Genomic DNA, 20,720 nt, shown 5'->3' with positions numbered 1-20,720 from the left:
ACCCGCGCGCCCCCTAGAAACCGGCTATCGCCCGGCGAGGGCGGGTGCTAGTTTTCGCCCGCGCCAACCGGGGCCCGGTTGGCGCCGATTTCCCCAAAGCACAGGAGATGACAGCATGCGAACGATGGCTTTGATTTTGACGGCCTCGCTGTTCAGCGCGAGCGCGCTGGCCGCGGGCTACTCGGAGAAGAGGTCGGGCGATTTGTCGGACAGCGGCGCAACGCCCGATCCCGTCAAGCTCAAGCTCGGCAACAACGTGATATCGGGCAAGTACGGCACCAAGAATGGCGTGACCGACCGCGACTACTTCACGGTCAAGATCCCTCTCGGGCAGCAGCTGAGCGCGATCATCCTGGAGCCCGAGACACTGGTCGGTATCAACGTGTCGTTCATCGGCATCCAGAAGGGCAAACAGGTCACCGTGCCGCCGGTGGGCGGCACCCCGGATGACCTGCTGGGCTACACGCTGTACGGCACCGACGACGAAGGCACCGACATCCTGCCGGCCATCGGCCAGGGTGACGGCGCCAAGGGCTTCGTGCCGCCGCTCGGCCCCGGGACCTACAGCTTCTGGGTCCAGGAAACGGCGAGTTGCGCCTGCCGGTACCGCTTCACGTTCCAGGTCACAACACCGACCGAGTGATGTCGCACGGCGCCCGGGCGACGGGCGCCTTGTGACATGACGGTCAGACCGTCTCCGGCACCGGGTTGCGGAAACCGACGTTCAGCAGGTTCCACGCGTTGATCGTCGCGATCGTGAAGCCCAACTCGGCGATCTCGGTGTCCGAGAAATGCTGGCGCAGCCGCGCGAATTCCTCGTCGCTGGCGTCGCTGTGCGGCGTCGCGGTGATCAGCTCGGCCCAGCGCAGCGCGGCGCGCTCGCGGTCGCTGAAAAACGGCGCCTCGCGCCAGCCGGCCAGCGCGTTCAGGTGGCGCGCGTCGACGTCCTGCTTGATCAGGTCGCGCCAGTGCATGTCGATGCAGAACGCACAGCCGTTGATCTGCGAGACGCGCAGCAGCACCAGGTCGACCAGGCGCACGCCGAGCGAGCTGGCGTGCACGGTGGCCGACAGCGCCAGCAGCGCCTGGAACGACTTCGGGGCCAGTTGGTAGTAGGGGATGCGCGGAGCGTGGCTCATGGGTGGGTCCTTGCAGTGGGTTGGGGTTTCGGGTCGGCGGCCGCTGTCTAGCGGCTCCTGCTTGTGAGACGAGCGCCGCGTGGCGCTTGTGACAGCCCCTCGAACTACATGTGCAAGGCAATGCCGGCCAGTTTGTCCGGGTTGCGCACGGCATAGATCGCGACGATGCGCTCGCCATCGGTGACGACCGACTGGGCGGACTCGAGCTTGCCGTCGATGTAGCGCAGCAGCCCCGGCTCGCCGTTGATCTGCGCGATGCGATAGACGACCTTCTCTTTCAGCCGCAGGGCCATCGCCCAATACAGGTTCGTGATGCGGTCGGCGCCCCGCAGGATGTGCAGGAAGGCCGGCACCTTGCCACCGCCATCGCCGACCACTTGCACGTCGTCGGCCAGCAGTGCCTTCATCGCCGCGCGATCGCTGCTGCGGGCCGCGTGGACGAACCTCTGCAGCAGCCGGTGCTGCGCCCCGGGGCTGACATCGAAGCGCGGCCGCTCCTGCTGCACGCGCTCCGCCGCGCGGTGCACCAGTTGCCGGCAGGCAGCCTCGCTCTTGCCCAGCACCGTGGCGATGTCCGCGTAGTCCTGGTCGAAAGCCTGGCGCATCAGGAAGGCGGCGCGCTCCTCGGGCGACAAGCGCTCCAGCACCCACAGCAGCGCGACCGACAACTCACCCGCCAGCTCGGCCACTGCCTCGGGCGTGCGCTCGTCGATCTCTTCGACCAGCGGCTCGGGCAGCCACCAGCCGACATAGTTTTCGCGCTCGGCCTTGGCCAGCCGCAGGCGGTCGATCGCCAGCCGCGTGACCACGGTGACCAGCCAGGCCTCGGCCGATTGCAGGGTGCTGCGGTCGACCTTGTGCCAACGCAACCAGGCGTCCTGCAACACGTCTTCCGCATCGGCCCGGGTGCCGAGCATGCGGTAGGCGATCGAGAACAGCTTCGGACGCGCGGCGGCGAAGGCGTCGATCGCGGCGTCGGGAGTGTCGGAGGGAGTCGAGGCCATGGCAAAAGCGCGAGAGGAGATAACCACCAGACGTGGCAGCCCTCCGACCTGTGACAGGTCGCGCGTGTTTTTACCTCGCCCGGGCTCGACTTGTCGCTACGGAAATGCGGCCACGGGGCGGACCGCTCAGACGGCCACCGCCTGCCGCACCGCGCGCTCCCAGCGCCCCATCAGCTCTTCGGCGCGTTCACGCGGCAGCGTCGGCTCGAAGCGGCGCTCGACCTGCCACTGCGCCGACAGCTCACCCAGGTTCTTCCAGACACCCACCGCCAGGCCGGCCAGGTAGGCCGCGCCCAGGGCCGTCGTCTCGATCACCTGCGGCCGCACGACCGGGATGCCGAGCAGGTCGGCCTGGAACTGCATCAGCAGGTTGTTGACGCAGGCGCCACCATCGACACGCAGTTCGGTCACCGCATGTCCACCGGCGGCCACCGCATCGCGCGACATCGCCTGCAACAGGGCCGCGCTCTGGAACGCGATGCTCTCCAGTGCAGCACGCGCGATGTGCGCCGCATTGCTGCCACGCGTCAGCCCGACGATGGTGCCGCGCGCATCCGGCTGCCAGTACGGTGCGCCCAGCCCTGTGAAGGCCGGCACGAACATCACGCCGCCCGAATCGGGCACGCTTTCGGCCAGCGCCTGCACTTCGGAGCTGGACTTGATCGCATGCATCCCGTCGCGCAGCCACTGCACCACCGCGCCGGCGATGAAGACACTGCCTTCGAGCGCGAACTCGGGCTTGTTGGTGGGCTGCGCCGCACTGGTCGTGATCAGGCCATTGGCGCTGGTCTGGAAGCTTTCACCGGTGTGCATCAGCATGAAGCAGCCGGTGCCGTAGGTGTTTTTCGCCAGACCGGCGCGGAAGCAGGCCTGGCCGAACAGCGCACTCTGCTGGTCCCCGGCGATGCCGGCGATCGGGATCGCCGCGCCAAGCAGTTCGGCATCGCTCTCGCCGTAGACGTGGCTGCTGGGGTGCACCTGGGGCAGCAGGCTGGCCGGCACGTGCAGCGCCGCCAGCAGGCCCGAATCCCAACGGTTGTGGCGCACGTCGAACAGCATCGTGCGCGACGCGTTGCTGACGTCGGTGGCGTGGACGCGGCCGCCGGTCAGCCTCCACAGCAGCCAGCTGTCGACCGTGCCAAAGGCCAGGTCACCCTGTGCGGCCGCGATGTGCGCGCCCGGCGCATGGTCGAGGATCCAGCGGATCTTGGTGCCGGAGAAATACGCGTCGATCACCAGCCCTGTCGTCTCACGCACCTTCGGCTCCAGCCCCTGCTCGCGCAGCTGCGCACACAGCGGCTCGGCGCGGCGGTCTTGCCACACGATCGCGTTGTGCACCGGGTGGCCGGTGCGGCGGTTCCACACCACCGTGGTTTCGCGCTGGTTCGTGATGCCGATGGCCTTGATGTCGCCCGCGGTCAGGCCGGCCTTCTGCAGCGCCTCCCGTGCGGTCGCGAGCTGGCTGTCCCAGATCTCGTTCGGGTCGTGCTCGACCCAGCCCGGCTGCGGGTAGATCTGGCGGAACTCGCGCTGCGCCATCGCGACGATGCGGCCACGCTCGTCGAAGACGATCGAGCGCGAGCTGGAGGTGCCTTGGTCGAGGGCGAGGATGTAGGTCATGGCTGGACACACTCCAGTTGCACGCCAGCCTCGGCCAGCAATGCAGGAAACGGCGGCGGTGGCGTCTGATCGGTGAACAGCAGATCGAGCTGGTCGACACGCGCCAGCTCGACCATCGCCGGCCGGTTGAATTTGCTGTGGTCGGCGGCCAGCCAGATCTCGCGCGACTGCTCGATGATCGCGCGCGAGACCTTGACTTCGCGGTAATCGAAATCGCGCAGCGAGCCATCGGCCTCGATGCCCGAGATGCCGATCAGCCCGATGTCGACGCGGAACTGGCGGATGAAGTCGACCGCTGCTTCGCCGACGATGCCGCGGTCGCGGTTGCGCACGACGCCGCCGGCAACGATGACCTCGCAGTCGACGTTGTCGGCCAGGATCGCCGCGACGTTCAGGTTGTTGGTGATCACCCGCAGCCCCTTGTGGTGCAGCAGCGCGCGCGCGACGGCCTCGGTCGTCGTGCCCAGGTTGATCAGGATCGAGCAGCCGTTCGGCACGCGCGCCGCGACCGCCTTGGCGATGCGCTTTTTCGCATCGGCGTTGAGCGACTCGCGCTGGCGATGGGCGATGTTCTCAGTGGTCGAACTGGGCAGCCGCACGCCACCGTGAAAGCGCGCCAGCAGCCCAGCTTCGGCAAGCAGCTTCACGTCGCGCCGCACGGTCTGCAGCGTCACGCCGAAACGATCGGCCAGCGCTTCGACAGTGGCGACGCCATGCGTGCGCACGGCGTCCAGCAACTCGGACTGGCGCGGATTGGGGGTCATGGGCCGCATTGTCATGACCGGCGCCCATTTGGGCGAATAAGAACAAACCCGAAAGCAAAACGACTAAAACGAACTTGCAAACGAACATGGTCTGCGGTAAAACGAAAAAAGAAGAACGCGGCGTTCCCGGCTTGCCCCGCCGCCGTTCACCCCCGAAGACTCCAGGAGACAACCCTGTTCAACGACGCGCCCCAAGGCGTGCCTGCGCACGCTGCCGATGCCTGCGGCCCCGCACCGCTGGCGTGCGACGTGCTGGTCGTCGGCGGCGGCATCAACGGCGCCGGCATCGCGCGTGACCTGGCGGGCCGTGGCTGGCGCGTGCTGCTGGCCGAGGCGGATGACTTCGCCTCGCACACCTCGTCGTCGTCGACCAAGCTGATTCATGGCGGCCTGCGCTACCTCGAGTACTACGAGTTCTCGCTCGTGCGCAAGGCGCTGCAGGAGCGTGAGGTGCTGCTGAGAAGCGCGCCGCACATCATGTGGCCGCTGCGCTTCGTGATGCCGCACGATCCGTCGATGCGGCCGGCCTGGTTGATCCGCCTGGGCATCTTCTTGTACGACCACCTGGCCCGGCGCGAGGTGCTGCCCGGCTCGCGCGGCATCGACCTGACCAAGCACGCCACCGGCGCGCCGCTGAAGCCCGAGTTCACCCGCGGCTTCGTCTACTCCGACGGCTGGGTCGACGACGCACGGCTGGTGGTGCTGAACGCGATCGACGCCCGCGCCAAGGGTGCGACGCTGTTGACCCGCACCCGGGTAACGCGTGCCGAGCGGCGCGAGCGCACCTGGCATGCGACGCTGCAGACAGAAGACGGCGGCGAACAACAGGTCACTGCACGCGCGCTGGTCAATGCCGCCGGCCCGTGGGCCGAGGCGTTCCTGCGCGGCGTCGCACTGCCGGCCCGCGGCGAAGCGTTGGCGACCAAGAGCCTGCGCCTGGTCAAGGGCTCGCACATCATCGTGCCGCGCTGCTTCGCGCACGACCACGCCTACATCTTCCAGAACCCCGACAAGCGCATCATCTTCGCGATCCCCTACGAGCGCGACTTCACGCTGATCGGCACCACCGATGTCGAGCTGCAGGGCGACCCGCGCGGCGCGCGCATCAGCGAGAGCGAAACGGCCTACCTGTGCGAGCAGGCGAGCCGCTACTTCCGCCGCCCGGTGCGCCCTGCTGACGTGGTGTGGAGCTACGCCGGCGTGCGACCGCTGCTCGAAGACGATGCCGGCGACCCGTCGGCCGTGACGCGCGACTACCTCCTCGAGACCAACACCGCCGGCGGCCAGGGCGCGCCGCTGCTGAGCGTGTGGGGCGGCAAGATCACGACCTTCCGCAAGCTGGCCGAAGACGCCGCCGACGACATCGGCCGCATGCTCGGCGAGCACCGCCCGGCCTGGACCCATGGTGCCTTCCTGCCCGGCGGCGAGCTGTCGGCCTGGATCGGCAAGGCACAAAAGCCCGACACCGACTTCGAACGCCTGGTGCACGCCGTCGGTGCGCGCCACCCGTGGCTGCCGACAGTGCTGGTGCGCCGGCTGTCGCGGGCCTATGGCTCACGCATCGGCGAGCTGATCGGCACCGCGCAGAGCCTGGCCGACCTCGGCGCCGAAGTCGCGCCGGGCCTGTACGAGGCCGAGCTGAACTTCCTGCGCCAGACCGAATGGGCCCATACCGGCACCGACGTGCTGTGGCGGCGCAGCAAGCTGGGCCTGCACTACACCCCGGCCGAACGTGCCCGTGTCGGCGCGTGGATGGACCGCGCCGCGACCGAACACCCCGTGACACCAACGTTTGTGGATCAGACGACTGAAGTGAAGGACATCCCATGCAGCTGACGCTGGAGGGCATCAGCAAGAAAGTCGGGGCCGAAACCTGGCTGCACGACATGAGCCTCGCGCCGCACCCGGGCGCAGTGACCGTGCTGCTCGGCGCGACGCAAGCCGGCAAGACCAGCCTGATGCGCATCATGGCCGGGCTGGACACACCCAGCGGCGGCCGTGTCAGCGTCGATGGAGCCGACGTGACCGGCGTGCCGGTGCGCGAACGCAACGTCGCGATGGTCTACCAGCAGTTCATCAACTACCCGTCGATGAGCGTGGCCGACAACATCGCCTCGCCGCTGAAGCTGCGCGGCGAGAAGGGCGTGGCCGACCGGGTCCGCGAACTCGCCAGCAAACTGCACATCGAGATGTTCCTCGACCGGCTGCCAGCCGCGCTGTCGGGTGGCCAGCAGCAGCGGGTGGCGCTCGCGCGCGCATTGGCAAAAAACGCACCGTTGATGCTGCTCGACGAACCGCTGGTCAACCTGGACTACAAGCTGCGCGAAGAGTTGCGCGAAGAGCTGACCCAGCTGTTCGCCAGCGGCGACTCGACGGTCGTCTATGCGACCACCGAGCCGGCCGAGGCGCTGCTGCTGGGCGGCTACACCGCGGTGCTGGACGCCGGTGAGCTGTTGCAGTATGGGCCGACGGCCGAGGTATTCCACTCGCCGGCGTCGATCCGCGTCGCACGCGCTTTCAGCGACCCGCCGATGAACCTGATCGCCGGCGAGGCGATGAGCGTCGGTGTGCAGATGTGCCTTTCGCAGGGCCGCCCCAAGGAAGGCGCGCCGCTCCCCCGGGGGGCCGACGCCGAAGGCGTCTTGGGGGCGCCATACGCGGGGCCTGCACTGCAGATTCCACTGCCACCGGCCGCGTCACGCGCCTTGACCCTCGGGGTGCGCGCCAGTGCACTGCGCGTGTTTGCAAGGCCGGGTGACGTGGCATTGCCGGGCAAGGTCGAGCTGGCCGAGATCTCGGGCTCCGACACCTTCGTCCACGTCGCGACGCCCGTCGGCGAACTCGTCGCGCAGCTGACCGGGGTGCACGACTTCGACCTCGGCGCCGCGATCACGCTGCATCTGAATCCGACGCAGGTCTATGTCTTCGACCAAGGCGGCCGCCTGCTGGTGGCCCCGTCGCGAGGGAAAAACTGAAATGGCACAGATCGACCTCGACCTCGCGCACTCGTACAAGCCGAACCCGAAAGAGGACGCCGACTACGCACTGCTGCCGCTGAAGATGAGTTTTGTCGACGGTGGCGCCTACGCGCTGCTGGGCCCGTCGGGCTGCGGCAAGACAACGATGCTCAACATCATGTCGGGCCTGCTGGTGCCGTCGCACGGCACGGTGAAGTTCGACGGCCAGGACGTGACACGCGCGACACCCCAGGCGCGCAACATCGCCCAGGTGTTCCAGTTCCCGGTCATCTACGACACGATGACGGTGGCCGAAAACCTCGCCTTCCCGCTGAAGAACCGCAAGGTGCCCGAAGCGCAGATCAAGCAGCGTGTCGGCCAGATCGCCGAGATGCTGGAGATGAGCCACCAGCTGAACCTGCGTGCGGCCGGCCTGGCAGCCGACCAGAAGCAGAAGATTTCGCTCGGCCGCGGTCTGGTGCGGCCCGATGTGTCGGCGGTGCTGTTCGACGAACCGCTGACGGTGATCGACCCGCACCTGAAGTGGCAGCTGCGGCGCAAGCTCAAGCAGATCCACCACGAGCTGAAGCTGACGCTGATCTACGTCACGCATGACCAGATCGAAGCGCTGACGTTTGCCGAGCAGGTGGTCGTGATGACGCGAGGCAAGGCCGTGCAGGTCGGCCCGGCCGATGCGCTGTTCGAGCGGCCCGCGCACACCTTCGTCGGCCATTTCATCGGCTCGCCGGGCATGAACTTCCTGCCGGTGCAGGCCAGCGGCGGGCGCTTGAGCGTCGGCGGCCAAGCGCTGGGCGACGCGGGCCGCACGCTGCCCGACGGCGCGTTGAAGCTGGGCATTCGGCCGGAGTACCTGGCGATCTCGGCCGCCAACGAACCGCGGGGTCTGCCGGCGACGGTGGTGCAGGTGCAGGACATCGGCACCTATGTGCTGGTGACCTGCCGCGCCGGCGAGCAGACGCTGAAGGCCCGGCTCGCGCCGGACGCCGTGATCCCCGCAGCGGGTGATGCCGTGCGACTGCAGGTGCTGGGCACCCACACCTGTTTCTATGCGAATGAGGAGCTTGTTGTATGAGCCCGCAGAGCCGCCTCAAGGGCGAATTCCCCCACGGGGGGGCGACGCGCAGCGTCAAGGGGGTCCAATGAACAAGCCTGTCAACCAGAAGGCCTGGTTCCTGATCCTGCCGGTGTTCATCTGCGTCGCGTTCTCGGCCATCGTGCCGCTGATGACGGTCGTGAACTACTCGGTGCAAGACATCATCTCGCCCGAGCGGCGCGTGTTCGTCGGCACCGAATGGTTCGCCTCGGTGATGCGCGACGAAGACCTGCACGCCGCACTGTGGAACCAGCTGCGTTTCTCGCTCGCCGTGCTGGCGGTCGAGATTCCGCTCGGCATCGGCCTGGCGCTGGCGATGCCCGCGCAGGGCTGGAAGGCTTCGGCAACCCTGGTGATCGTCGCGCTGTCGCTGCTGATCCCGTGGAACGTGGTCGGCACGATCTGGCAGATCTTCGGCCGCGCCGACATCGGCCTGATGGGTGCTGCGCTGGAGAAGCTCGGCATCGACTACAGCTACACCGGCAACGCCACGCAGGCTTGGTTGACGGTGCTGCTGATGGATGTCTGGCACTGGACGCCGCTGGTCGCGCTGCTTTGTTATGCCGGCTTGCGCTCCATTCCCGATGCGTACTACCAGGCGGCGCGCATCGACGGCGCCAGCAAGTTCGCGGTCTTCCGCTACATCCAGCTGCCGAAGATGCGCGGCGTGCTGATGATCGCGGTGCTGCTGCGCTTCATGGACAGTTTCATGATCTACACCGAGCCTTTCGTGCTGACCGGCGGCGGCCCCGGCAACGCCACCACGTTCCTCAGCCAGTACCTGACGCAAAAGGCGGTCGGCCAGTTCGACCTCGGGCCCGCGGCGGCGTTCTCGCTGATCTATTTCCTGATCATCTTGCTGTTCTGCTTCGTGCTCTACAACTGGATGCAGCGTGTGGGCACCGCCGACAAGGAAGGGGTCGCGGAATGAATGACGGGCGTTTTCAGAAGCGCAGCGTCCTGCTGCTGCTCTACATCCTGTTCGCGCTTTTGCCCATCTACTGGATGGTCAACATGAGCTTCAAGACGAACGAGGAGATCCTCTCCAGCTTCTCGTTGTTCCCGCAGAACTTCACCTGGGCCAACTACAAGACCATCTTCACCGACGAGAGCTGGTACTCGGGCTACATCAACAGCCTGATGTACGTCGCGATCAACACGGTGATCTCGATCACCGTCGCGTTGCCGGCCGCCTACGCGTTCAGCCGCTACTCGTTCCTCGGCGACAAGCATGTCTTCTTCTGGCTGCTGACCAACCGGATGACACCGCCGGCCGTGTTCCTGCTGCCGTTCTTCCAGCTGTACTCGACGATCGGCATGATGGACACGCACATCGCCGTGGCGCTGGCGCACCTGCTGTTCAACGTGCCACTGGCGGTATGGATCCTCGAAGGGTTCATGAGCGGCATCCCGCGCGAGATCGACGAGACCGCCTACATCGACGGCTACTCGTTCCCGCGCTTCTTCCTGACGATCTTCCTGCCGCTGATCAAGGCGGGCGTCGGCGTCGCGGCCTTCTTCTGCTTCATGTTCTCTTGGGTCGAGTTGCTGCTGGCGCGCACGTTGACCAGCGTCAACGCCAAGCCGATCGTCGCGACGATGACACGCACCGTCAGTGCGTCGGGCATGGATTGGGCGGTGCTGGCCGCGGCCGGCACGCTGACCATCGTGCCCGGTGCGATCGTGATCTGGTTCGTTCGGCACTACATCGCGAAGGGTTTCGCGATGGGACGCGTTTGATGTCAGCCCCCGGCTGCGGTGTACCGCATCCGCCCCCCGCGGGGGCGCTCAGCCGCCTTGGGGCGGCCCGGCGCCGGCTGAGTGGCGACAACAAGGAGCATTGGAATGTTTGATTGGATGGTCTGGACCACCCCCGTGGCCGTGTTCTTCACTTGCGTCGTGCTGATGCTCATCGGCATGACGGTGTGGGAGATCAAGTCCCCGACGACGATGCGCAAGGGCTGGCTGCCGATCTCGACGACACGCGGCGACCGGCTGTTCATCGGCCTGTTGAGTGCGGCCTACGTCAACCTGGCCTTCATTGGCTTGGCCGGCAAGTTCGCCGAATGGTTCTCGCTCGAGAGCGAACCCAGCATCTGGGTCAGCTTCGTCATCTCGATGGGCGTGCTGGCGCTGGTGATGCGCAAAGGCTGACGCGACACAGTTCTCGGGATCCGGCCCGGTGCTTCCCCGGGGCCGTGGTAACCCAACCGCACACGGGGAAGCAGCAGTGAATGAGGAGACAGCAAATGAAGGTGCGCTATACCGCACTCGCCCTGGCCGCGACTTGCGCGCTTGGTGGGCAAGCCTGGGCAGACGAAGCCTCAGCCAAGAAGTGGATCGACAGCGAGTTCCAGCCTTCGACGCTGAACAAGGATCAGCAGCTGGCCGAGATGAAATGGTTCATCGACGCTGCGGCCAAGCTGAAGGCCAAGGGGGTCAAGGAGATCTCGGTCGTCTCCGAGACCATCACCACCCATGAGTACGAGGCGAAGACGCTGGCCAAGGCCTTCGCCGAAATCACCGGGATCACCGTCAAGCACGACCTGATCCAGGAAGGCGACGTGGTCGAGAAGCTGCAGACCTCGATGCAGTCGGGCAAGTCGATCTACGACGGCTGGATCAGCGACTCGGATCTGATCGGCACGCACTGGCGCTACGGCAAGATCATGAACCTGACCGACTACATGGCCGGCGCAGGCAAGGACTTCACCAACCCCGGGCTGGACCTGAAGGACTTCATCGGCACCAGCTTCACCACCGCGCCGGACGGCAAGCTCTACCAGCTGCCCGACCAGCAGTTCGCCAACCTGTACTGGTTCCGCGCCGACCTGTTCGCGCGCAAGGACCTGCAGCGCCAGTTCCGCACCAAGTACGGCTACGACCTGGGCGTGCCGTTGAACTGGTCGGCCTACGAGGACATCGCCGAATTCTTCAGCACCGAGGTGAAGACACTCGACGGCAAGCCGATCTATGGCCACATGGACTACGGCAAGAAGGACCCGTCGCTCGGCTGGCGCTTCACCGACGCCTGGCTGTCGATGGCCGGCACCGCCGACAAGGGCATCCCGAACGGCGTGCCCGTGGACGAGTGGGGCATCCGCGTCGACGACAAGAAGTGCGCGCCGGTCGGTGCCTCGGTCGAGCGCGGTGGCGCCACCAACTCGCCGGCCGCCGTCTATGCGCTGACCAAGTACGTCGACTGGATGAAGAAGTACGCGCCCAAGGAAGCCACCGGCATGACCTTCGGCGAAGCCGGCCCGGTGCCGGCGCAGGGCCAGATCGCTCAGCAGATCTTCTGGTACACGGCCTTCACCGCCGACATGACCAAACCGGGCCTGCCGGTGGTCAACGCCGACGGCACGCCGAAGTGGCGCATGGCGCCCGGCCCGAACGGCCCGTACTGGAAGCAGGGCATGCAGAACGGCTACCAGGACGTCGGCTCCTGGACCTTCTTCCAGGGCCACGACGCGAACCGCACCGCCGCCGCCTGGCTGTACGCGCAGTTCATTACCGCCAAGACGACGTCGCTGAAGAAGACGATCGTCGGCCTGACGCCGATCCGCGAATCGGACATCCGCAGCCAGGCGATGACCGACCTGGCGCCCAAGCTCGGCGGCCTGGTCGAGTTCTACCGCAGCCCGGCCCGCGTCGCGTGGACGCCGACCGGCACCAACGTTCCCGACTACCCGAAGCTGGCCCAGCTGTGGTGGAAGAACGTGGCCCAGGCGGTGACCGGCGAGAAGACCCCGCAGGGCGCGATGGACAACCTGGCCAAGGAAATGGACGACGTGCTGGCGCGGCTCGAGCGCGCCGGCATGGCGACCTGCGCGCCGAAGCTGAACAAGAAGGAATCGCCGGAGAAGTGGCTGTCCGACACCGGCGCACCGTGGAAGAAGCTGGCCAACGAGAAGCCGAAGGGTGAAACCATCGACTACGTGCGCCTGCTGCAGGCCTGGAAGGAAGGGCGCGTGCGCTGACCCGCCGGTCTCGCCCAGCGGAGCTCAGCCGGCCGGCAAGGGGGCCACGTCGGCTGACGCCCGCGCAGCGAACTCCTCGGCCCGCCGGCGATGTCGGCGGGTTTTGCACCCGGCCGCGCCGGGGCGGTCGTGCCGCCCGGCGCGGCCTTTTTTCTTCTTCCGGCCCGCCGCGACCACTGGATATCCCCACAGGGTCGGCGTGATGGCCGTCACAACAGGGGCGATCAGGGCGCCCCCCGCCCCTCAGTTCCGACGAATACGGCCGATAAGGCTGGCGACAATCCGTTGACCTGCGCGGGCCTGGCTCGTGCTCGCCCGCTTTTGGCTGTTTCATGCCTGTCCACATCGCCGCCTTGGTCCGCCGCCCCCTCATCCTCGCCCTTGCACTCGCGTGCTGGCTCGGCGCAGCCACGGCCACGCGAGCCGAGGAACTGACCGAACTGCCACTCGAGAGCCTGCTCGAGACCGAAGTCGTCAGCGCGGCGCGCTTCGCCCGCCAGATCACCGATGCCGCCTCGGCCGTCTCGGTGCTGACCTCGGAGGACATCCGCGTGCTGGGCCTGCGCACCTTCGGCGAAGTGCTGGACCAGATGCGCGGCCTGCACGTCAGCAACGGGCTGGACTATGTGTTCCTGGGTGCCCGGGGATTGGGCGGGCCGCGAACCCTGGCCGGCAGCGTGCTGCTGCTGATCGACGGCACGCCGGTGGTCGACAACCTGTACGACCAGCTCTACCTCGGCCACGACGCGATCCTGGATGTCGCGCTGATCGACCGGATCGAATACGCCCCGGGCGGCGGCACGGCGATGTATGGCAACAACGCCTTCCTGGGCGTCATCAACGTGGTCACCAAGCGCGGCCGCGACATCGATGGCCTGCAGGTGACAACGTCGCTCGGCGACTGGAACGAACGCATGGTCCGCGTCAGCGGCGGCCAGCGTCTGGCCAACGGCGCCGAGTGGCTGCTGTCGGCCACCACCCACGCCAACACCGGCATCCCGTCGACCGAGATCGGCGACCTGTTCGACCACCGGATCGACACCGCGCACGACCAGCGCCTGTTCTTCAAGGCCTCGTACAACGGCTTCAGCGTCGAGGCAATGGGCGCGCAGCGCCGCGTTTTCACCGACCGGCGCCCCGCCTGGTACTACAGCTACCTCGATCGCAACGAGGTGGTCTCGCTCGGCCATGACGCACAGCTCGGCGACGGCTGGCGTTCGTCGCTGCGGCTGCAGGGCGGCCGCTACGCCTACCGCACCAGCGACGACGACACGGAACTCGGCTACGCGCGCCTGGCCAACGACGGCGCCTGGTGGGCGGTGGACAGCCAGTTCGGCTACGACGGCCTGGAGGGCCACCGCATCGTGCTCGGCGCGCGCGTGCGGCGCGACCCGCTGCTGCGCTACGACTACCTGGACTACGACAGCAAGCGCTATGTCTACGACGACCGGCGCCGCAGCGTCGGCTTCTCGGGCGAAGACGAAGTCACGCTCAGCCCCGAGTGGCGCCTGACCGGTGGCCTGCGGGTCGACAGGCGCAGCTACTCGCCGGTGACCTGGAGCCCACGCGCCGCGCTGGTCTGGCTGCCGGCGCCCGAGTGGCAGCTGAAGCTGTCGCACGGTCGCGCGACACGCTTCGCATCGACGTCCGAACGCTACTTCGGCGATCGCAACGACGTGCCTGACGAGCGCGTATCGACCAGCGAGTTCGTCACCGAATACCGGCGCGAGAGCCTGCGCCTGCTGGGCAGCGTGTACCGCTACCGCATGACCCACCTGCTCGACCCGCCGGAAGGCGTGACCCGCATCGACGGCCGAGGCGTCGAGCTGGAGGCCGAGTGGCAGTGGCGCGGCATCCGGCTGCGCGGCAGCCAGGCCTGGCAGCACGCCGAAGCCAACGCCGGCCCTGCGCTGGGCTACTCGCCGCGCAGCGTCACCAAGCTGCAAGCATCGGCCCCGCTCGCCGGCGAGGCCCTGCGGATCAGTCTGGCGTTGCGCCGCAACACCGGCTACGACGACGGCTATGGCACACAACTGCCGGCACGCACCTTGCTGGACCTGACCCTGGTGTCGCAAAAAGCCGTCGCCGGGCTGGACCTGCGCATCGGCTGGCGCAACCTGACCGAGCAACGTGACCATGCGGCCGACCTGTACTTCGAAACGCCACCCGACAAGCGCCACCGCTCGGCGTGGATCGAACTGACGGGCACCTTCCAATGAGCCACGGCCCGACCATGATCCGCCGTGCCACCGCGCCGCTGCTCGCGTTGCTGCTCGGCAGCGTCGGCGTTTCCGCCTCGGCCCAAGTCGACGAACGGGCGCTGAAGGCCGCGTACCTGTTCAACTTCATCCAGTTCACGCAGTGGCCGGTGCCGCCGGACGAGCCGTTCCGCCTGTGCGTGCTCGGCACCACCCCGCTGGACGAGCAACTGGCCAAGCTCGAAGGCAAACCCGTGCTCAGCGGCCTGCACATCAGCGTGCGCCACGTCGCGCCGCGCGATTCGTTCGCCGGCTGCCACGCTCTGTATGTCGACGACAGCCAGCGCTCCCAGGTCGACGAGGTGTTGAGTCGCCTGGCCGGCGCGCCGGTGTTGACGATCACCGACAGCGACGGCCTGGCCGACAAGGGCGTGATGATCGAGATCCACAAGCGCGAGGCACGGCTGGGCTTCGAAGTGAACCTGAAGGTGGCGCGGCGCGCGAACCTGAACTTCAGCGCCCGCATGCTGAAGCTGGCCAGCTACGTCGCCGGAGCCTTCTAAGGCCACGCTTGTCAACGCTCCCCATGCGCAAGCCCCGCTTCACCCAGCTGCGGCGACGGTCGATCCAGCGTCAGATCACGACGCTGGGCCTGGCGCTGACCGCGTTGGTGCTGGCCGGTTTTGCGGTCGGCATGGTGCTGCACGAAGCGGCCAACCGGCGTCAGTCGCTCGAGGCCAGCATGACGACAGAGGCCGAGATCATCGGCCGCAACAGCTCGGCGGCGGTGACCTTCGCCAACGACGAAGAGGCGAACGAGATCCTGGCCTCGCTGGCTGCGTCGCGCGATGTGCAGCAGGCCCGCATCTTCTTGCCCGACGGCCGCACGCTCGGCCGCTACACGGCCGACCGGGCCGGCACCGAGTGCCACGCGCTGCGGCCCGCCGGGGGCCAGGCGTGGGACCTGCGCTGGTGCGGCGCCGCGCTGCACCGGCCGATCCTGCTGCACGGCAAGGTCGTCGGCACGGTGGCGATGGAGGTCAGCCTCGCCTCCACCTACCGCGCGCTGGCGAGCACGATCGTCGTCAGCCTGGCGCTGGCAGCCTTGGCCTTCGGCTTGTCGATCCCGCTGTGGCGCCGCGTCGCGGCCCGCGTGGCCGAGCCGCTGAAGCGGCTGGTCGAGCTGACCGAACGCGTCAGCCACGAGCAGGACTTCCGCCTGCGTGCCACCGCCAGCGGCAGCCGCGAGGTCGACCTGCTGGCCAACGGTTTCAACCAGATGATGAGCCAGCTGCAGCAGCGCGACGAGCGGCTCAACCACGAGTTGCACCAGCGCCGCCAGGCCGAGGTGCGGCTGAACGACCTGGCCTATTTCGACCCGGTGACGGGGCTGCACAACCGGCACTACTTCCTCGAGTGCATCGACGCGGCGGTCGATCGCGCGGCCCGCGAGCAGGGCCGCTGCGCGCTGATCTACATCGACCTGGACGGCTTCAAGCAGGTCAACGACACGCTCGGCCACGACCGCGGCGACGAACTGCTGAAAGAGGTCGGCCGCCGCCTGACGGACACGCTGCGCCGCAGCGACGGCGTGTGCCGCCTGGGCGGCGACGAGTTCGCGGTCATCATCGACGACGACATCCACATCGCCCAGGTCGAGGCGGTGGCCGCCAAGCTGGTCGAAGTGCTGGCCGCGCCGTACCGGTTGTCCGACCAGCGCGGCGCGCAGGTCTCGGCCAGCATCGGCGCCTGCCTGTACCCCGACGATGCCGACGACCGCGACAGCATGATGCGGCACGCCGACAGCGCGATGTACCGCGCCAAGGAGCGTGGCAAGAACCGCTACTGGCTCTACCACGCCGGCGGCAGCGAGCCGCCGAGCCGTCGCCAGCAGCTCGAGCAGGCGCTGGACGGCGCCCACGACCGCGGCGAGCTGCATCTGGTCTACCAGCCGCAGGTACTGATGGCGTCGGCCCACGACGTCGACGGCAACGCGCCGGTGGTCTTCGGCTTCGAAGCGCTGCTGCGCTGGCGCCACCCGACGCTGGGGCTGATCAGCCCGGTCGAGTTCATTCCGCTGGCCGAGGCCACCGGCGTGATCGAGCCGATCGGCGAATGGGTACTGCAAGAGGCCAGCGCCCGCCTCGTCCAGTGGCGCAAGATTCACCCGCGGCTGCAGATGAGCGTGAACCTGTCGGCCCGCCAACTGGCCAGCGACGAGGCCATCGACCGCCTGATCGGCATGCTCGCCAGCAGCGGGCTGCCCAGCGGTGCGGTCGAGCTGGAGCTGACCGAATCGCTGCTGGTCGACCGGACCGAGCTGATGCTGGGCCGGCTGGGCCGCTTGCGCAGCGCCGGCTTCGGCCTCGCGATCGACGACTTCGGCACCGGCTACTCGTCGCTGGCCTACCTGGACAGCTTCCCGATCACGACGCTGAAGATCGACCGCGCCTTCGTGCGCAGTCTGACGGGCGCCGCACGGGGCGATGCGATCGCCCGCGCGATCGTGGCGATCGGGGCGGCGATCGGCGCCGATGTCATCGCCGAGGGCATCGAAACCGCCGCGCAGGCACACGCGCTGCACCAGCTCGGCTGCCGCCGCGGCCAGGGCTACCTGTACGCGGCGCCGCTCGGCGAAGGCGGCGCCTTCGAGCTGCTGCGCGCGCTGCCGGTCGACACCGAAGTCCCGGCCTGAAGTTCGAGGCATCCCCCGCCTTGGGGATGCCACACCCCTTGCCCCGGCGTCGGCCCTGCCTTGCGGCGCGGCCGCTTTGCGGCGATGCTGTGACCGGTTCGACAACGTCGTGTCACGATGCCCGACCTGTTCATCAGTTATGCCCGCGAAGACCGCGATACCGCACTGGCCCTCGCCCAGGCGCTGCAGCGGCGGGGCATCGACGTCTGGTGGGACCGTGAGCTGACCGGTGGTGGCGATTTCGCGGCCGAGATCGAACACAACCTGCGCGTCGCGCCGGTGGCGATCGTGCTGTGGTCGGCGGCCTCGGTGCGATCTGACTTCGTGCGCGACGAGTCGGGCCGGGCGCGCGACATGGGCAAGCTGGTACCGGTGCGCATCAGCCCGGTCGAGCTGCCGCTGGGCTTCGGCACGCTGCACACGCTGGACCTGCTCGACTGGGACGGAGATCCCGACGATGAGGCCTGCCTGGCGCTGGTCAACCAGGTGCGCCAGCGGCTGGAGAAGGCCGGCCCACGCGACGTGCACGCCGACGCCAGCGCCCGCCAGGCGACGCTGGCACAGCTGGCTGGCGAAGACACGCTGGGCCGCCGTCGGCGGCGCCGCCGCCTGGTGTGGGGGCTCGGCGCCGCCGGGGCCGCTGCCGCGGTCGGCCTGGGCCTGGTGGGCTGGCAGCGCCTGAACCGTGCCGAAGCATTGGGCCATCTCGGCCAGGCGCTGGAAGACCACTTCGCCAGCCCACCGCGGCTGGAGAGCGCCCAAAGCCAATACCACAGCGCGATCGAGCTGGACGCTGGCCTGGCCACCGCGCACTACTTTCTCGCCCACCTGTATGCGCAGTTGATGCTGCGCGGCAGCCCGCCGCCGAGCGGTGAACTGCTGGAGGCGTTGCGCGCCGATGCGCGCCAGCACTTCCAGCAAGCGCTGGACACCGCGGACCGGTTGGACGGCGCGCAGCGGGTGATCGCCCGCAACCAGTTGGCGTTGCTGAGCCAGACGGACACGGCAGCGGCGGTGACCCGCTCGGTGGAGGTCGCCGAGGCCGGGACCACCGCCGGTACAGGTGGCGCGGGCCCTGGCCCGGCGCCGGTGCGCATCGACGACACCCTGCCGCCGCGGCCACCCGCCAGCGTCGGCGGCACGGCCCCCGGCGGGACAGGCAGCGGCGCCGGCGTGCCCGACCGGGTGGTCGAACCGCTGCGGCCGCCGGCTCCGCCGACCGCGGTGATCGCGCTGCGCCAGCGCGTGCCGGCGCCGGCCGCGGTGGCGCAGGCCGCTCACAGCCGCAGCGAAGCCCTGTTCAGCGCCGACCGTGACGCCCGCCTGGCCGCCAGCACCTCGCTGACGTTGGACCCGGCCAGTGCGGCCGAAGCACTGCCATCGGCCGTTGCGCAGGCGCGCCGCGCGTTGCGCAGTGCGCCGCAGGCCGAGACCACCCGCCAGGGGCTGACGGCAACCCTCGCCTTGCTCGAGCGCGCCAGCCCGTCTTCACTGCGTGAGGTGCAGGCCCCGCTGCAAAGCCTGCTCGGTGAGCTGGCCGCGTCGCCTCTGGCCAGCGCCACGGCCGATGCATCGGCGCGGCTGGCGGACGCGCTCGCGCGCAGCGCGCAACGCCGCCCGGTCGCCTACCTTCAGATCGCGCGCGAAAGCCAGCGCCCGATCGCGCAGGCCCTGGCGAAGCGCCTGATCGCCGCCGGCTACGTGACGCCGGGCATCGAGCTGATCGGCGAGGCGCGCGCCCCCGCCAAGCCCAGCCTGCGCGCGCAAGGCGCCAGCGACCCCGACCTCGCGCGCTGGTGCCAACGCGCGCTCGAAGAGGCCGTCGGCGCGCCGGCCGAACTGGCCGTGCTGCGCCGCGCCCAGCCGGCCACCGACACCTTCGAGATCTGGTTCGACAAGGCGCTGTGCGCCCCTGGCGGGCGCAGCCTGCCGGCTTGTGGCGCATGATCGGCGCCCGGTTCGCCGTCCACGATGCGCCGGCACCGAACAAGACCCAGGAGACCGAGATGAGCACCCTTCTGCTGCAACGCCTGGATGCACCCGGCCCGAAGAAGATCCTCGCCTGCGACGGCGGCGGCATCCTCGGCCTGATCAGCGTCGAGATCCTGGCCCGGATGGAGGCCGAGCTGCGCGAACAGACCGGCCGGCCGCAGCTGGTGCTGGCCGACTGGTTCGACTTCTGCTGCGGCACCTCGACCGGCGCGATCGTCGCGGCCTGCATCTCGGCCGGCATGAGCACGGCGCAGATCCGCCGCTTCTATGTCGACAGCGGCCAGGAGATGTTCCACAAGGCCAGCCTGCTGAACCGGCTGAAGTACAGCTACGAAGACGAGCCGCTGGCGGCGAAGCTGAAAACGGAGCTGAACCGAGCGCTCGGTCACCCCACCGATGCCAGCCCCGCCACGCTCGGCGACCCGGGTTTGCGCACGCTGCTGATGATGGTGCTGCGCAACCACACGACCGATTCACCGTGGCCGGTCAGCAACCACCCGCGCGCCAAGTACAACCAGCTGTCGCGGCCCGACTGCAACCTGCACCTGCCGCTGTGGCAGCTGGTGCGTGCCAGCACCGCCGCACCGACGTTCTTCCCCCCCGAGGTCGTCACGCTCGGCCAGGGCAGCGACAAGGAGCACCAGTTCGTCTTCGTCGACGGCGGGGTCACGACCTACAACAACCCCGCCTTCCTGGCCTTCCAGATGATCACCGCCCGGCCCTTCCAGGTGAATTGGCAGACCGGCCCCGACCAGCTGCTGATCGTCTCCGTCGGCACCGGTGGCGCGGCCCGGGCGCGGCCGGACCTGCAGGCCGACGACCTGTGGCTGCTCGACCACGCCAAGAACATCCCCGGTGCGTTGATGAACGCCGCCAGCGCCGGCTGGGACATGGCCTGCCGCGTGCTCGGCGATTGCCGCCACGGCGGAGAGCTGGACCATGAGGTCGGCGACCTGGTCAGCCTGGCCGGGGCCGCCACCAACTCGACCTGCCCGAAGCAGTTCAGCTACCTGCGCTACGACCCCGACGTCAGCCGCGCCGGGCTCGACGCGCTCGGCCTGGCCGATGTCGACCCGAAGACGGTGCAGGTGATGGACTCGATCGACCACATCCCGCTGATCCAGCACGTCGGCGCCACCTACGCGACGCGGATGGTGCGGCCCGAGCATTGGCGCGGTTTCGTCTGAGGTCTGAGGCCGACATCATCCGGGGCCAGAATCGGCGACCTTTCGCGACCCGACCCATCGCTTGAAGAAC

At 68.4% G+C, this 20,720-nt stretch carries 17 protein-coding genes; 13 read left to right on the top strand and 4 right to left on the bottom strand.

Features of this window, described 5'->3' with window-relative positions; genetic code table 11:
* Window positions 1-124: 124 nt before the first annotated feature.
* Window positions 125-643, top strand: a complete 519-nt coding sequence (locus tag VFY73_RS20490) for a hypothetical protein (RefSeq protein WP_329722253.1) — start codon at window positions 125-127, stop codon at window positions 641-643.
* A 43-nt stretch (window positions 644-686) separates the two neighbouring features.
* On the opposite strand, the gene VFY73_RS20485 is transcribed toward VFY73_RS20490, so the two are convergent.
* The 4 genes from VFY73_RS20485 to VFY73_RS20470 form a co-directional block, all read right to left on the bottom strand.
* The gene (locus tag VFY73_RS20485) at window positions 687-1,139 is read right to left on the bottom strand and encodes a carboxymuconolactone decarboxylase family protein (RefSeq protein ID WP_329722251.1); all 453 of its coding nucleotides are present in this window, start codon (window positions 1,137-1,139) and stop codon (window positions 687-689) included.
* 104 nt (window positions 1,140-1,243) lie between these two features.
* The gene (locus tag VFY73_RS20480) at window positions 1,244-2,143 is read right to left on the bottom strand and encodes an RNA polymerase sigma-70 factor (protein ID WP_329722249.1); all 900 of its coding nucleotides are present in this window, start codon (window positions 2,141-2,143) and stop codon (window positions 1,244-1,246) included.
* Between the two features lie 126 nt (window positions 2,144-2,269).
* The gene (gene glpK, locus VFY73_RS20475) at window positions 2,270-3,763 is read right to left on the bottom strand and encodes a glycerol kinase GlpK (RefSeq protein ID WP_329722247.1); all 1,494 of its coding nucleotides are present in this window, start codon (window positions 3,761-3,763) and stop codon (window positions 2,270-2,272) included.
* Window positions 3,760-4,527 carry a DeoR/GlpR family DNA-binding transcription regulator gene (locus tag VFY73_RS20470; protein WP_329722245.1) on the bottom strand — a complete coding sequence of 256 codons (768 nt, stop codon included), beginning with the start codon at window positions 4,525-4,527 and terminating at the stop codon, window positions 3,760-3,762. Before VFY73_RS20470 ends, glpK begins: the two co-directional genes overlap by 4 nt.
* A gap of 198 nt (window positions 4,528-4,725) precedes the next feature.
* Here VFY73_RS20470 and glpD point away from each other — a divergent pair, with 198 nt between their 5' ends.
* The 12 genes from glpD to VFY73_RS20410 all read left to right on the top strand — a co-directional run bounded on the left by glpD (window position 4,726) and on the right by VFY73_RS20410 (window position 20,650).
* Window positions 4,726-6,363, top strand: a complete 1,638-nt coding sequence (glpD, locus tag VFY73_RS20465) for a glycerol-3-phosphate dehydrogenase (protein WP_329722243.1) — start codon at window positions 4,726-4,728, stop codon at window positions 6,361-6,363.
* Window positions 6,354-7,502, top strand: coding sequence for an ABC transporter ATP-binding protein (locus VFY73_RS20460; protein ID WP_329722241.1), 1,149 nt, complete (start codon window positions 6,354-6,356; stop codon window positions 7,500-7,502). Before glpD ends, VFY73_RS20460 begins: the two co-directional genes overlap by 10 nt.
* 1 nt (window position 7,503) lies before the next feature.
* A complete protein-coding gene (locus VFY73_RS20455; protein ID WP_329722239.1) occupies window positions 7,504-8,577 on the top strand; it encodes an ABC transporter ATP-binding protein in 1,074 nt (357 codons plus the stop codon).
* 67 nt (window positions 8,578-8,644) lie between these two features.
* Window positions 8,645-9,529, top strand: coding sequence for a sugar ABC transporter permease (locus VFY73_RS20450; protein WP_329722237.1), 885 nt, complete (start codon window positions 8,645-8,647; stop codon window positions 9,527-9,529).
* Complete coding sequence (locus VFY73_RS20445; RefSeq protein ID WP_329722235.1) at window positions 9,526-10,338, top strand: carbohydrate ABC transporter permease; 813 nt, start codon at window positions 9,526-9,528, stop codon at window positions 10,336-10,338. The genes VFY73_RS20450 and VFY73_RS20445 overlap by 4 nt, the downstream gene beginning before the upstream one ends.
* Before the next feature lie 105 nt (window positions 10,339-10,443).
* Window positions 10,444-10,752, top strand: a complete 309-nt coding sequence (locus tag VFY73_RS20440; protein ID WP_329722233.1) for a DUF2160 domain-containing protein — start codon at window positions 10,444-10,446, stop codon at window positions 10,750-10,752.
* 95 nt (window positions 10,753-10,847) lie between these two features.
* Window positions 10,848-12,578 carry an ABC transporter substrate-binding protein gene (locus VFY73_RS20435; protein WP_329722277.1) on the top strand — a complete coding sequence of 577 codons (1,731 nt, stop codon included), beginning with the start codon at window positions 10,848-10,850 and terminating at the stop codon, window positions 12,576-12,578.
* Window positions 12,579-12,910: 332 nt separating this feature from the next.
* Window positions 12,911-14,797: a TonB-dependent receptor plug domain-containing protein gene (locus tag VFY73_RS20430; protein ID WP_329722231.1), complete on the top strand. Its 1,887-nt coding sequence runs from the start codon at window positions 12,911-12,913 to the stop codon at window positions 14,795-14,797.
* Window positions 14,794-15,339, top strand: a complete 546-nt coding sequence (locus tag VFY73_RS20425; protein WP_329722229.1) for a YfiR family protein — start codon at window positions 14,794-14,796, stop codon at window positions 15,337-15,339. The genes VFY73_RS20430 and VFY73_RS20425 overlap by 4 nt, the downstream gene beginning before the upstream one ends.
* A 23-nt stretch (window positions 15,340-15,362) precedes the next feature.
* The gene (locus VFY73_RS20420) at window positions 15,363-17,471 is read left to right on the top strand and encodes a putative bifunctional diguanylate cyclase/phosphodiesterase (protein ID WP_329722227.1); all 2,109 of its coding nucleotides are present in this window, start codon (window positions 15,363-15,365) and stop codon (window positions 17,469-17,471) included.
* A 117-nt stretch (window positions 17,472-17,588) separates the two neighbouring features.
* Entirely contained in the window at window positions 17,589-19,418 is a 1,830-nt protein-coding gene (locus tag VFY73_RS20415) for a TIR domain-containing protein (protein ID WP_329722225.1), read from the top strand.
* A 59-nt stretch (window positions 19,419-19,477) separates the two neighbouring features.
* On the top strand, window positions 19,478-20,650 hold the full coding sequence (locus VFY73_RS20410) for a patatin-like phospholipase family protein (RefSeq protein WP_329722223.1): 1,173 nt from the start codon (window positions 19,478-19,480) through the stop codon (window positions 20,648-20,650).
* Window positions 20,651-20,720 lie beyond the last annotated feature (70 nt).

The sequence above is a fragment of the Ideonella sp. genome (genome assembly GCF_036277275.1).
Lineage (GTDB): Bacteria > Pseudomonadota > Gammaproteobacteria > Burkholderiales > Burkholderiaceae_C > Ideonella.
The sequence above is the reverse complement of the archived record's forward strand: the minus strand, read 5'-3'. Positions and strand labels throughout refer to the sequence as shown.

Excerpts from the sequence above, each read along its gene's own strand:
- VFY73_RS20490 (WP_329722253.1), top strand. The coding sequence starts at position 125 with ATGGCTTTGATTTTGACGGCCTCGCTGTTCAGCGCGAGCGCGCTGGCC.
- VFY73_RS20415 (WP_329722225.1), top strand. The coding sequence starts at position 17,589 with ATGCCCGACCTGTTCATCAGTTATGCCCGCGAAGACCGCGATACCGCA.
- VFY73_RS20425 (WP_329722229.1), top strand. The coding sequence starts at position 14,794 with ATGAGCCACGGCCCGACCATGATCCGCCGTGCCACCGCGCCGCTGCTC.
- VFY73_RS20440 (WP_329722233.1), top strand. The coding sequence starts at position 10,444 with ATGTTTGATTGGATGGTCTGGACCACCCCCGTGGCCGTGTTCTTCACT.
- VFY73_RS20410 (WP_329722223.1), top strand. The coding sequence starts at position 19,478 with ATGAGCACCCTTCTGCTGCAACGCCTGGATGCACCCGGCCCGAAGAAG.
- VFY73_RS20460 (WP_329722241.1), top strand. The coding sequence starts at position 6,354 with ATGCAGCTGACGCTGGAGGGCATCAGCAAGAAAGTCGGGGCCGAAACC.
- VFY73_RS20485 (WP_329722251.1), bottom strand. The coding sequence starts at position 1,139 with ATGAGCCACGCTCCGCGCATCCCCTACTACCAACTGGCCCCGAAGTCG.
- VFY73_RS20445 (WP_329722235.1), top strand. The coding sequence starts at position 9,526 with ATGAATGACGGGCGTTTTCAGAAGCGCAGCGTCCTGCTGCTGCTCTAC.
- VFY73_RS20430 (WP_329722231.1), top strand. The coding sequence starts at position 12,911 with ATGCCTGTCCACATCGCCGCCTTGGTCCGCCGCCCCCTCATCCTCGCC.
- VFY73_RS20435 (WP_329722277.1), top strand. The coding sequence starts at position 10,848 with ATGAAGGTGCGCTATACCGCACTCGCCCTGGCCGCGACTTGCGCGCTT.
- VFY73_RS20470 (WP_329722245.1), bottom strand. The coding sequence starts at position 4,527 with ATGACCCCCAATCCGCGCCAGTCCGAGTTGCTGGACGCCGTGCGCACG.
- glpK (WP_329722247.1), bottom strand. The coding sequence starts at position 3,763 with ATGACCTACATCCTCGCCCTCGACCAAGGCACCTCCAGCTCGCGCTCG.
- VFY73_RS20455 (WP_329722239.1), top strand. The coding sequence starts at position 7,504 with ATGGCACAGATCGACCTCGACCTCGCGCACTCGTACAAGCCGAACCCG.
- VFY73_RS20450 (WP_329722237.1), top strand. The coding sequence starts at position 8,645 with ATGAACAAGCCTGTCAACCAGAAGGCCTGGTTCCTGATCCTGCCGGTG.
- VFY73_RS20420 (WP_329722227.1), top strand. The coding sequence starts at position 15,363 with ATGCGCAAGCCCCGCTTCACCCAGCTGCGGCGACGGTCGATCCAGCGT.
- VFY73_RS20480 (WP_329722249.1), bottom strand. The coding sequence starts at position 2,143 with ATGGCCTCGACTCCCTCCGACACTCCCGACGCCGCGATCGACGCCTTC.